The organism is Leifsonia sp. 563 (assembly GCF_040545055.1).
GTDB lineage: Bacteria > Actinomycetota > Actinomycetes > Actinomycetales > Microbacteriaceae > Leifsonia.
In genome coordinates, this window is record NZ_JBEPLE010000006.1 from 149,757 (window position 1) to 162,379 (window position 12,623).

7 protein-coding genes are annotated in these 12,623 nt (G+C 68.9%); 5 read left to right on the forward strand and 2 right to left on the reverse strand.

Going from position 1 to position 12,623, the window contains the following annotated elements; all coding sequences use genetic code 11:
* Positions 1-12: 12 nt before the first annotated feature.
* The 5 genes from ABIC47_RS16165 (at position 13) to ABIC47_RS16185 (ending at position 9,096) form a co-directional block, all read left to right on the forward strand.
* Positions 13-2,388 carry a cation-translocating P-type ATPase gene (locus ABIC47_RS16165; RefSeq protein WP_354481953.1) on the forward strand — a complete coding sequence of 792 codons (2,376 nt, stop codon included), beginning with the start codon at positions 13-15 and terminating at the stop codon, positions 2,386-2,388.
* Positions 2,389-2,527: 139 nt separating this feature from the next.
* A complete protein-coding gene (acnA, locus tag ABIC47_RS16170) occupies positions 2,528-5,356 on the forward strand; it encodes an aconitate hydratase AcnA (protein ID WP_354481955.1) in 2,829 nt (942 codons plus the stop codon).
* A 222-nt stretch (positions 5,357-5,578) separates the two neighbouring features.
* Complete coding sequence (dxs, locus tag ABIC47_RS16175; RefSeq protein ID WP_354481957.1) at positions 5,579-7,534, forward strand: 1-deoxy-D-xylulose-5-phosphate synthase; 1,956 nt, start codon at positions 5,579-5,581, stop codon at positions 7,532-7,534.
* 183 nt (positions 7,535-7,717) lie between these two features.
* A complete protein-coding gene (locus ABIC47_RS16180; protein WP_018191282.1) occupies positions 7,718-8,119 on the forward strand; it encodes a MerR family transcriptional regulator in 402 nt (133 codons plus the stop codon).
* The gene (locus ABIC47_RS16185; protein WP_354481961.1) at positions 8,116-9,096 is read left to right on the forward strand and encodes an aldo/keto reductase; all 981 of its coding nucleotides are present in this window, start codon (positions 8,116-8,118) and stop codon (positions 9,094-9,096) included. The genes ABIC47_RS16180 and ABIC47_RS16185 overlap by 4 nt, the downstream gene beginning before the upstream one ends.
* 125 nt (positions 9,097-9,221) lie before the next feature.
* Here the strand turns inward: ABIC47_RS16185 and ABIC47_RS16190 are convergent, their stop codons facing one another.
* Together ABIC47_RS16190 and ABIC47_RS16195 are read right to left on the reverse strand one after the other, a co-directional pair.
* Positions 9,222-11,360 (reverse strand): 3-hydroxyacyl-CoA dehydrogenase NAD-binding domain-containing protein, encoded by a 2,139-nt coding sequence (locus tag ABIC47_RS16190; protein WP_354481963.1) that lies wholly within the window; start codon positions 11,358-11,360, stop codon positions 9,222-9,224.
* A gap of 7 nt (positions 11,361-11,367) precedes the next feature.
* Positions 11,368-12,576 (reverse strand): thiolase family protein, encoded by a 1,209-nt coding sequence (locus ABIC47_RS16195; protein WP_026307199.1) that lies wholly within the window; start codon positions 12,574-12,576, stop codon positions 11,368-11,370.
* Between the last annotated feature and the right edge of the window lie 47 nt (positions 12,577-12,623).

The window sequence follows — 12,623 nt, forward strand, 5'->3', positions numbered from 1 at the left end:
GGAGGGGGACGGATGCTGGACGCGGGGACGCAGACCGGGCTGACGGCCACCCAGGTGGCGGAGCGGGTCGCGGCGGGTCGCGCGAACACGCAGACGCAGCCGAGCTCGCGGTCGCTGGGCGACATCCTGCGCGAGAACATCTTCACGCTGTTCAACGGCATCCTCACCGCCTGCTTCGTCGCCGTCGTGCTGCTCGGCGACCTGCGCGACGGGTTCTTCTTCGGCATCGTCGTCGTCAACGCGCTGATCGGCATCGTGCAGGAGTACCGCGCCAAGCGCGTGCTCGACCGTGCGGCGCTGCTGGCCGCACCGCACAGCCGCGTGCGCCGCGACGGGGAGGTCGCCACGGTCGCCCTGGAGGACGTCGTGATCGACGACCTGCTCGTGCTGCGCCCCGGCGATCAGATCCCCGCCGACGCCGTGGTGGTCGAGAGCACGGGGCTGTCGCTCGACGAGTCGATGCTGACGGGGGAGTCAGACCCCGTGTTCAAGGATGCGGAGGCGCCACTCCTCTCGGGCTCGCACGTCGTCACCGGCACCGGACTCGCCCTCGTGACGGCGGTCGGGGCCGACTCGTACGCCAGCCGGCTGACCAGCGAGATCCGCAAGCACTCGCTCGTGCGGTCGGAACTGCGTGAGGCGACCAACCGCATCCTGGTGTACCTGTCGTGGATCCTCGGCCCGCTCATCATCGTGACGGTGATCGGGCGCGTACTCACCTACGGCGGGTTCTCGGAGATCTTCGTCGACGACCGCTGGCGGCGCGCGCTACTCGACGCCGTCGCCGCGGTCGTCGGCATGATCCCGGAGGGGCTCGTACTACTCACGAGCCTCGCGTTCGGCGTCGCCGCCATCCAGCTCGCCACCAAGAAGGTGCTCGTCCAGGAGCTCGCCGCCGTCGAGGTGCTCGCCCGCGTGGATGTGCTGTGCCTCGACAAGACAGGCACCCTGACCACCGGCGAACTCTCCCTGCACGGCACGGAGGTCATCGGCGACGCGGCCGTCGTGGAGCTGGCCGAGACGGCGCTCGCCGCGTTCGGATCGGATGAGGCGGGCAACGCGACGTCCGGGCTGCTCGGATCGCGGTTCCGCAGTGACCGGTTCCGGGTGACCCGGCGCATCCCGTTCAGCTCGGCCACGAAGTACAGTGCGGTGGCGATGACGGTCGACGGCGTCGAGAGCGCGTGGGTGCTCGGCGCCCCCGAGCGTGTGCTGGAGGAGCACCCGGAGGCGCTGGCCCGCGCGACGGAGCTGGCGGCCACCGGGCTGCGGACGCTTGCGCTGGCGCGGGCGGTCGATCCGCTGCCCGCGGACGTCCATCGTCCGCTGACCGGGACGCGGGTCGAGCCCGCGCTGCTCGTGCTCCTCGCCGAGACCCTGCGGCCGGAGGCGCGCGACACCCTCGGCTACTTCCGCGAGCAGGCCGTGCGCGTCGTGGTGATGTCGGGCGACAATCCGGTCACCGTCGCGGCCATCGCGCGCGAGCTCCAGCTGGAGGGCGAGGCCGTGGATGCGTCCACGTTGACGACCGACGAAGCGCTCGCCGAGGCGCTGGACACCGCGAGCGTGCTCGGCCGCGTCAGCCCCGATCAGAAGCGCACGGCGGTCCGGCTGCTCAAGGAGCGCGGCAGGACGGTCGCGATGACCGGCGACGGCGTGAACGACGCGATGGCGGTGAAGGATGCGGACCTCGGCATCGCGATGGGCACCGGCACGGCCGCGACGAAGGCCGTGTCGCGGGTCGTGCTGCTCGACGACCGCTTCGACCGGCTGCCCGATGTGCTCGCCTCCGGACGGCGCGTGATCGCCAACGTCGAGCGCGTCTCCAACATCTTCCTGGCGAAGACGACCTACGGCATCCTGCTCGCCCTCGTCAGCGCCGTCGTGCTGTGGCCGTTCCCGTTCCTCCCGCGGCAGCTGACGCTCGTCTCGACGCTCGCCATCGGCATCCCGTCCTTCTTCCTCGCGCTCGCTCCCAACAAGCGCATCTACACGCCCGGCGTGCTCGGCCGGGTGCTGAAGTACTCCGTGCCGACCGGCCTCATCGCCGGAGTGACGGCGATCGTCGCCTACGCGCCGCTCTACGGCAGCATCCCGCTGCACGAGGCCCGCAGCGTGACCACCGTCGCGCTGTTCTGCGTGTCGTTGTGGATCCTGTGCGTGCTCACGCGGCCGCTGACCGGGATGCGGTGGCTGCTCCTCGCCGCGGTCGCCGCCGCGTTCGCGCTGGTGTGCCTCATCCCGTTCACCGCATCCTTCTTCGAGATGCATCTGCAGGCGGACGGGGCGCTGGCGTGGGGGATCGCGGTCGGCGCGGTGGGAGCCGCCGGCGTCGAGCTCTTCTACCGCTTCGCGAAGCGCCGATCGCTGGTCTTCGACCGGCTCTGAGCGTGCTAGATTTATCTCGACGTCAAGATACTTTCCGGTTCGGCGATTTAGGGTTACCTTGCTGGAAAGGCGCTTCGACGGACGAGGAAGATGGACGAGGCGTGCGTGGACATCGCCTGCCGATGAAGGAGAGGGCATTGTGACTGCAACCGAGAACGCAGGACACGGCAGCTTCGGTGCGAAGCGGACACTGACGGTCGGGTCGAAGGACTACACGATCTTCGGTATCGACACGGTCGAGGGGTACGAGCGGCTCCCGTTCAGCCTCAAGATCCTGCTCGAGAACCTGCTCCGCACGGAGGACGGCGCGAACATCACCGCCGACCACATCCGCGCTCTGGGTGGCTGGGATCCGGCCGCCGAGCCGGACACCGAGATCCAGTACACGCCGGCCCGTGTCATCATGCAGGACTTCACCGGCGTCCCCTGCATCGTCGACCTCGCCACCATGCGCGAGGCGGTCTCCGCCCTCGGCGGCGACCCCAAGAAGATCAACCCGCTCGCCCCGGCCGAGATGGTCATCGACCACTCCGTCATCGCCGACCTGTTCGGCACGGAGAACGCGCTGGAGCGGAACACCGACCTCGAGTACGAGCGCAACGGCGAGCGGTACCAGTTCCTCCGCTGGGGCCAGACCGCCTTCGACGACTTCAAGGTCGTCCCGCCGGGCACCGGCATCGTCCACCAGGTCAACATCGAGTACCTGGCGCGCGTCACCATGACCCGCGAGGTGAACGGCGAGCTGCTCGCCTACCCGGACACCTGCGTCGGCACCGACTCGCACACCACGATGGTCAACGGCCTCGGCGTGCTCGGCTGGGGCGTCGGCGGCATCGAGGCGGAGGCGGCCATGCTCGGCCAGCCGGTCTCCATGCTCATCCCCAAGGTCGTCGGCTTCAAGCTGACCGGCGCCATCCCGACCGGTGTCACCGCGACCGACGTCGTGCTGACCATCACGCAGATGCTGCGCAAGCACGGCGTCGTCGGCAAGTTCGTCGAGTTCTACGGCGCGGGCGTCGCCGAGGTCCCGCTCGCGAACCGCGCCACCATCGGCAACATGAGCCCCGAGTTCGGCTCGACCGCCGCCATGTTCCCGATCGACGACGTGACCCTCGACTACCTGCGTCTCACCGGCCGCAGCGAGGAGCAGGTCCAGCTGGTCGAGGAGTACTCCAAGGCGCAGAGCCTGTGGCACGACCCCTCGGTGGAGCCCGTCTTCAGCGAGTACCTCGAGCTCGACCTGTCGACGGTCGTCCCGTCGATCGCCGGTCCGAAGCGCCCGCAGGACCGCATCGAGCTGAGCCACGCGAAGGACCAGTTCGAGAAGGACCTCGTCGACTACGCCGACGTCTCCCACGACCTGGTCGACCTGACCATCTCCGAGTCCTTCCCGGCGTCCGACCCGGGTGAGCTCCAGCCGGAGGATGCGCGCAGCACCCACCAGCACAGCCACCACAGCCACGCGCCGAAGGCCGCATCCAACCCGGTCCCCGTGCGTCTGTCGGAGAACGGCGAGGACTTCATCCTCGACCACGGCGCCGTCGCCATCGCGGCGATCACGTCGTGCACCAACACGTCCAACCCGTCGGTCATGCTCGCCGCCGGCCTCCTCGCCCGCAACGCGGCGAAGAAGGGCCTCAAGGCGAAGCCGTGGGTCAAGACGACCCTGGCGCCGGGCTCCAAGGTCGTCACCGACTACTACGAGAAGGCCGGCCTCACGCACGACCTCGAAGCCCTGGGCTTCTACACGGTCGGCTACGGCTGCACCACCTGCATCGGAAACTCGGGCCCGCTGCCCGAGGAGATCTCGCAGGCCGTCAACGACAACGACCTCGCCGTCACTGCGGTGCTCTCGGGCAACCGCAACTTCGAGGGCCGGATCAACCCCGACGTCAAGATGAACTACCTGGCGAGCCCGCCGCTGGTCATCGCGTACGCCCTCGCCGGCTCGATGAACTTCGACTTCGAGGTCGACCCGCTGGGCACCGACACCGAGGGCAACGACGTCTTCCTCAAGGACATCTGGCCCGACGCGGCCGAGGTGCAGCAGACCATCGACTCGTCGATCAACGAGGGGATGTTCGTCCACCAGTACGCGTCCGTCTTCGAGGGCGACGAGCGCTGGAAGTCGCTGCCGACCCCGACCGGCTCGGTCTTCGAGTGGGACGAGAAGTCGACCTACGTGCGGAAGCCCCCGTACTTCGAGGGCATGACTCTGGACACGACCCCGGTCACCGACATCGTCGGCGCCCGCGTGCTCGCCAAGCTGGGCGACTCGGTCACCACCGACCACATCTCGCCCGCCGGCTCCATCAAGGCGGACAGCCCGGCCGGCCAGTACCTCACCGAGCACGGCATCGACCGCAAGGACTTCAACTCCTACGGGTCGCGCCGCGGCAACCACGAGGTGATGATCCGCGGAACCTTCGCGAACATCCGCCTGCGCAACCAGCTCCTCGACGGCGTCGAGGGCGGCTACACCCGCGACTTCACCCAGGACGGCGCCCCGCAGTCCTTCATCTACGACGCGTCGCAGAACTACCAGGCGCAGGGCACCCCGCTCGTCATCCTCGGCGGCAAGGAGTACGGCTCCGGCTCGTCGCGCGACTGGGCGGCGAAGGGCACCAGCCTCCTCGGCGTCCGCGCGGTGATCACCGAGAGCTTCGAGCGCATCCACCGCTCCAACCTGATCGGCATGGGCGTCGTGCCGCTGCAGTTCCCGGCCGGCGAGTCCGCGGACTCGCTGGGCCTCGACGGCACCGAGGTGTTCTCGATCACCGGCCTCGAGGCGCTCAACGGGGGCACCACGCCCAAGACGGTGCACGTGGTCGCCGAGCCGAGCGAGAACTCGCCCGCGGGCAAGCAGACTGTCGAGTTCGACGCGGTCGTCCGCATCGACACCCCCGGTGAGGCGGACTACTACCGCAACGGCGGCATCCTGCAGTACGTGCTGCGGAGCCTCGTCTAAGCTCGCCGCGCGGAAACGGAGGTGTCGGCGGCCAGAACGGCCGTCGACGCCTCCGTTTCCCGCGTCTACGGGCGTGTCGGCCTGGCTTCTCCTCCGTCTCGCACATCGCCGCCGGATGCCTGCGTTCGCGGTGCCGCGGGAAAGGAACAAATGTTGTCAAGGGGACCGTCGAACGACAGCTTCCGAGCCTCTCTTGACGATGGCGCGCCTAGACTCGAATCCATGGGAATCCTCGAGACCATCCACGGTCCCCGCGACCTCGACCGGCTGACCGAGCGGGAGCTCGTCCAGCTCGCCGCCGAGGTGCGCGCGTTCCTGGTGGCGAACGTGGCGAAGACCGGCGGGCACCTCGGACCGAACCTCGGTGTCGTCGAGACGACCATCGCCATCCACCGCGTCTTCGACTCCCCGCGCGACGCCGTCGTGTTCGACACCGGACACCAGTCGTACGTGCACAAGCTGCTCACCGGCCGTCAGGACTTCTCGCAGCTGCGGCAGCGCGGCGGCATGGCGGGCTACCCGCAGCGGTCGGAGTCCGAGCACGACATCGTCGAGAGCTCGCACGCCTCCTCGTCGCTCTCGTGGGCGGACGGCATCTCCCGGGCGTTCGAGCTGACCGGCCAGCAGGACCGGCACGTCGTGGCCGTCGTCGGCGACGGCGCGCTCACCGGCGGGATGACGTGGGAGGCCCTCAACAACATCTCGGACGACAACAACCGCAAGCTGATCATCGTCGTCAACGACAACGGGCGCTCCTACGCGCCGACGATCGGCGGCATGGCGCGGTTCCTCAACACGGTGCGGACCCGCAAGAGCTACCGCAACCTGTACCTCACGTCGCGCAAGGCGTTCGACAAGCTCGGCACGCCCGGGCGTTCGTTCTACCGCGGCGTGCGCGGCGGCCTCCACGGGTTCCTGAGCCGCTTCTCCAACAACGAGGCGCTGTACTCGAACCTCGACATCAAGTACATCGGGCCCATCCACGGCCACGACATCGAGGCCATGGAGGAGGCGCTGCGCCAGGCGAAGAACTACGGCGCGCCCGTCATCGTCCACGCGATCACGCAGAAGGGCCGCGGGTACGAGCCGGCGCTGCGCGACGCGGCCGACCAGTTCCACTCGGTCGGCCAGATCGACCCCGAGACCGGCGAGCCGATGGCAGGGTCCAGCAAGACGGGCTGGACGGACGTCTTCGCCGACGAGATCGTCCGCCTGGCCGAGAAGGATCCGAAGATCGTCGGCATCACGGCCGCGATGCTGCGTCCCACCGGCCTTCACAAGTTCGCCGAGCGGTTCCCCGAGCGTGTCCACGACGTCGGAATCGCGGAGCAGCACGCGGCGACCAGCGCCGCCGGTCTCGCGTTCGGCGGGCTGCATCCCGTCGTCGCCATCTACGCCACGTTCATGAACCGCGCGTTCGACCAGGTGCTGATGGATGTGGGCCTCCACAAGGCGGGCGTCACGTTCGTGCTCGACCGTGCCGGTGTGACCGGTCCGGACGGGCCGAGCCACCACGGGATCTGGGACCTCGCGATCCTGCAGGTCGTGCCCAACATCCGGCTGGCCGCTCCGCGCGACGGCACGCGGTTCCGGGAGGAGCTGGGGGAGGCCGTGGCCGTGGATGATGCCCCGACCGTCCTGCGCTTCCCGAAGGGCTCCGTGCAGCCCGACATCGAGGCACTCCGCCGGCTGGACGACGGGGTCGACGTACTGCGCGAGGGCGACCGCAAGGACGTCCTGCTGGTCACCGTCGGTCCGATGGCCGACCTCGGGCTGAAAGTCGCGGACCGGCTGGCCGCGCAGGGGATCGGCGCGACCGTGGTGGACCCGCGGTGGGTCGTCCCGGTGCCGAAGAGCATCCTCGCCCTCGCGGCGGAGCACCGGATCGTCGTCACGATCGAGGACGGCATCCGTGTCGGCGGAATCGGCACTCGCGTGCGACAGGACCTCCGCGAGGCGGGCATCGACACGGCCGTGGACGAGCTGGGCCTCCCGGACGCCTTCATCGACCACGCGTCGCGCGACCAGATCCTCGAGGACGCCGGGCTCACGCCGCAGAAGATCGCGCGCGATCTGGTCGCCCAGGTGCTCGGCAGCCGCGTCCCGATCGCGCGCCCGCTGCCCGACGACGAGGCCGCAGCCGATGCCGAGGCGCCCGCCAAAAAGCGCCGCGCCTGACGCTGCCCTCCCGTCCCTGACCCGCGCGCCCGCCCTTCCCGCGCGCCTGCCCCTCCCGCGCTTCGCGAGAGATTTGCGCCAAATCTCGGTTATAGCCGCCGCATAACCGAGATTTGGCGCAAATCTTCGCGGTGGGTGGGGCCCGGTTGACTTGGAGTGCGCTCGAAGTTCTACTGTGGCGATATGACCGACACACGGACGGCGATGTCGATCTCCGACGTCGCCGAGCGGACCGGGCTCACCACCCACACCCTGCGCTACTACGAGCGTGAAGGGCTGATGCTGACCCCGGTCGGGCGCGCATCCTCCACCCATCGGCGCTACACCGAGGCGGACGTCACCTGGGTGACGTTCCTCACGAAGCTGCGCTCGACGGCCATGCCGATCGCGACGATGCGCCAGTACGTGGTGCTCGCCCGCGACGGCGACGGCACGCAGGCGGAACGGCTGGAGCTGCTGCTCCTGCACCGGATGGCCGTCGTGCGGCAACTGGAGGAGATGACGGCGAGCCTGGCGGCCATCGACTACAAGATCGACCTGTACCGGCAGAGCGTCGGCCAGGTCACGGAAGGGAACGACGCATGAAGACGATCGCATTGGGAACCGAGAAGCTGGAGGTCTCGCAGTTGGGCCTCGGCTGCATGGGGATGTCCGCGTTCTACACCGGAGCGGGCGCCGACGAGGAGGGCTCGATCCGCACCATCCACCGGGCGATGGACCTCGGGGTGACGTTTTTCGACACCGCCGAGATCTACGGTCCCTACACGAACGAGGAGCTGCTCGCGAAGGCGTTCGCCGACGGCCGCCGCGACCGCGTCGTCATCGCCACGAAGTTCGGCACCATCAAGCACCGCGAGAACGACGAGCGCGGGATGGACGGCTCGGCCGAGAACGTGCGGCTGTCGGTCGAAGGCTCCCTCCGCCGGCTGCAGACCGACCACATCGACCTGTACTACCAGCACCGGATGGACCCGGACACGCCCATCGAGGAGACCGTCGGGGCGTTGAAGGAGCTGATCGAGGAGGGCAAGATCCGCCACTACGGACTGTCGGAGGCGGCGCCTGCGACGATCCGCCGCGCCAACGCCGTGCACCCGGTGACCGCCATCCAGACGGAGTACTCGCTGTGGACGCGCGACCCGGAAGCCGAGGTGCTTCCGACGGTCCGTGAGCTCGGGATCGGCTTCGTGCCGTACTCGCCGCTCGGCCGCGGTTTCCTCACCGGCACGATCCGGTCGCTCGACCAGCTGTCGGACGACGACTTCCGTCGGTTCAACCCGCGCTTCGAGGGCGACAACCTGGAGTCGAACATCCGGATCGTCGAGCAGGTCGACGAGGTCGCGCGCGAGCTGGGCGCGAAGCCCGGCCAGGTGGCCTTGGCGTGGCTGCTGTCGAAGGGCGACGACATCGCCCCGATCCCGGGCACCACCAAGGTGGAGAACCTGGAGCAGAACGTCGCCGCCGCCGACCTGCACCTGAGCGACGAGCAGATCGCCCGCCTGGATGCGGTGGCCGCCCCGGTGGGCGACCGCTACCCGGACATGTCGACGGTCAACCGCTGACCCATCCCGCTGCCTGACGCAATACGCTGCCTGACGCAACACGCTGCCCAAAGCAACACGCTGCATGACGCAACACGCCGTCCGCCACATCAGGCGGACGGCGTGTTGTGTCAACTCGGCGGTGCTCAGGCGACGCCCTTGACCGGCGGGTGGTGGAACGTGTCCCCGAACACCCGCTCGGAGGCTCCGACGCGATCCAGGTAGGGCGTGATGCCGCCCATCTGGAACGGGAAGCCGGCGCCGAGGATCATGCACAGGTCGATGTCCTCCGGCGCCTCGACCACGTGGTCGTCGGCGAGCATGCGGTGGATCTCGTCGGCCAGGCCGTCTTCGAGGGTCCGCAGGATCTGCTCCTTCGTCCACGGGTTCGTGCCGCCGGAGACGATCTTCGCCGCGCCCTTGTCGAGGCCCTTCACCTTGCCCTTGGCGTCCTTCTCCAGCAGCGTGCCGTACTCGGCCAGCTTGTGGAGGTTCTCCGACCGGTAGAACCGGTCGGGGAACGCCGCGTGGTGGGTGTCGAGCACGTGTGCGCCGACCTTGAGCCCGACCAGGTCGAGCAGGGCGGACGGCGCCATCGGCAGGCCGAGCGGCGCGATGGCCTCGTCGACGACGTCGAACGGCGTCCCGTCGTCGACCGCGTGCATCGCGTCGCCGAGGATCTTCGCGAGGATGCGGTTCACGACGAAGCCGGGGGTGTCGGCCGTGATGACCGCGTTCTTCTTGAGCGCGGCGGCCGTCACCATCGCGGTCGACAATGTCGCCTCATCCGTGAGCGGCGTGTTCACGACCTCGATCAGCGGCATGACCGCGACCGGAGTGAAGAAGTGGAAGCCCACCAGTCGCTCGGGATGCTTCAGCTTCGCGCCGATCTGCTCCACCGACAGGGAGGAGGTGTTCGTCGCGAGCACCGCCTCGTCGGAGATGAACTGCTCCACCTGCTCGAAGACGTCCTGCTTCACGCCGAGCTCCTCGAACACCGCCTCGATGACCCAGTCGCAGTCGGCGAAGTCGGCCTTGTCGGTGGTGCCGGTGACCAGCGCGCGCAGGCGGTTGGCCTCATCGGGGGAGATGCGGCCCTTCTCCTGCAGCTTGCCGATCTCGTCGTGGATGTAGGCGACGCCCTTGTCGACGTGAGCCTGGTCGAGGTCGGTGATGACCACGGGCACCCGGAGGCGGCGGACGAAGAGCAGCGCGAACTGGCTGGCCATGTACCCGGCGCCGATGACGCCGATCTTGGTGACCTTCTTGGCGAGCTTCTTGTCCGGGGCGCCGGCTGGGCGCTTCGCGCGCTTCTGCACCAGATTGAACGCGTAGATGCTCGCCTGGAACTGGTCGCCGGCGATGAGCTCCGCGAGCGCGTCGTCCTCGAGGGCGAACCCGGCCTCGCGGTCGTTCGACTTCGCGGCCTTGAGCAGGTCGAGCGCCTTGTACGGGGACTTCGGGACGGTCCCGATGCGCGACTCGAGCATCTTCCGTGCGATGCCGATGGCGGCATCCCACTTGACCATCCGCTCGATCTTGCCCGGCTCGTTCGGACGCTTGACGACGACCTCGCCGGTGAGTACCTTGTCGGCCCAGCGGAGGGAGTCCTCGAGGAAGTTGGCCGAGTCGAAGATCGCGTCCGCGATGCCGAGGTCGAACACCTCCTGCGGCTTCAGCATCCGGTTCTGCTTCAGCGGGTTCTCGACGACCACCTTGAGGGCGTTCTCGATGCCGATCAGGTTCGGAAGGATCGTCGCGCCGCCCCAGCCGGGGATGAGACCGAGGAATACCTCGGGAAGGGCGAACGCGGCAGCATTACGGTCGATGGTGCGGTAGCCGGCGTTGAGGCCGATCTCCACACCGCCGCCCAGCGCCAGGCCGTTCGTGAACACGAACGAGGGCACGCCGAACGTCGCCTGCTTGCCGAGGACGTAGTGGCCCAGCTGCGGGAGCAGCTTCGCCACCTCGACGCTCGGGATGGCGTCCACACGGCTGAGGTCGGCGCCAGCGGCGAGGATGAACGGCTTGCCGGTGACGGCGACCGCGTCGATCTCGCCGCGCTTCGCCCGCTCGGTCAGCTCGTCGAAGGTCTTCCCGAGCTCCAGCAGCGTCGCCGGTCCCATGGTGTTGGGGCGGGTGTGGTCGCGGCCGTTGTCGAGGGTGACCAGGGCGAGGGTCTTGCCGCTGGGGAGCGGCACATCCCGGACGAAGGAGTGGGTGACGACTTCGTCGTCGGTGAGGTCGGCGAGGGGGGAGAAGTCGATCTTGCTGTAGTCGGTCACGTGCGTGTCAGCCCTTCCGTGCGGCGCGCTTGTCGTAGTTCGGGTTCTCCCAGATGACGGTGCCGCCCTGGCCGAGGCCGACGCACATCGCGGTGACGCCGTAGCGCACCTCCGGGTGCTCCTCGAACTGGCGGGCCAGCTGGATCATCAGGCGGACGCCGCTCGCGGCGAGCGGGTGACCGATCGCGATCGCGCCGCCCCACTGGTTGACGCGCGGGTCGTCGTCGTCGATGCCGAAGTGGTCGAGGAACGACAGCACCTGGATGGCGAACGCCTCGTTCAGCTCGAACAGCCCGATGTCGTCGATGCTGAGGCCGGCCTTGCGCAGCGCCTTCTCGGTCGACGGGACGGGGCCGAGGCCCATGATCTCCGGCTCGACGCCCGCGAACGCGAAGCTCACCATGCGCATCTTCGGGGTGAGCCCGAGCTCCTTCACCGCGTCGGTGGACGCGAGGAGGGAGGCGGTGGCGCCGTCGGTCAGCGGCGATGAGTTGCCGGCGGTGACCCGGCCGTGCGGCCGGAACGGGGTCTTGAGGGTGGCGAGACCCTCCATGTTCGTCTGGGGACGCATCCCCTCGTCCTGCGTGGCGAGGCCCCAGCCGGACTCGGAGCGGATGGCGACCGGCACGAGGTCCGGCTGGATCTTGCCGGCCTCGTACGCGGCGGCCACCTTGTGCTGGCTGCGCATGGCGAAGCGGTCGGAGCGCTCCTTGGTGAGCGCCGGGAACCGGTCGTGGATGCGCTCGGCGGTCATGCCCATGTTGAGCGCGTCCTCCGCGACCATCTTCTCGGAGAGGAAGCGCGGGTTCGGGTCGGCCCCGAAGCCCATCGGGTGACGGCCCATGTGCTCGACGCCGCCGGCGATCGCCAGGTCGTACGCGCCGAACGCGATGCCGGACCCGAGGGTGGTGACGCTGGTCATGGCGCCGGCGCACATCCGGTCGATCGCGAATCCGGGGACCGACTTGGGCAGTCCGGCGAGGAGGGCGGCGGTGCGGCCGAGGGTGAGGCCCTGGTCGCCCTGCTGCGTCGTCGCGGCGATCGCCACGTCGTCGATCCGGTCCTTGGGCACCTGGGGGTTCCGCTCCAGGAGTCCGATCATCGCCTTCACGACGAGGTCGTCCGCGCGGGTGTTCCAGTACTGCCCTTTTTCGCCGGCCCGTCCGAACGGAGTACGGACTCCGTCGACGAACACGACATCGTTCCTATCGGCCACAGTGCCCTCCCAAATCAAGGTCGGAAACGATCCTAGGTACACCGCTG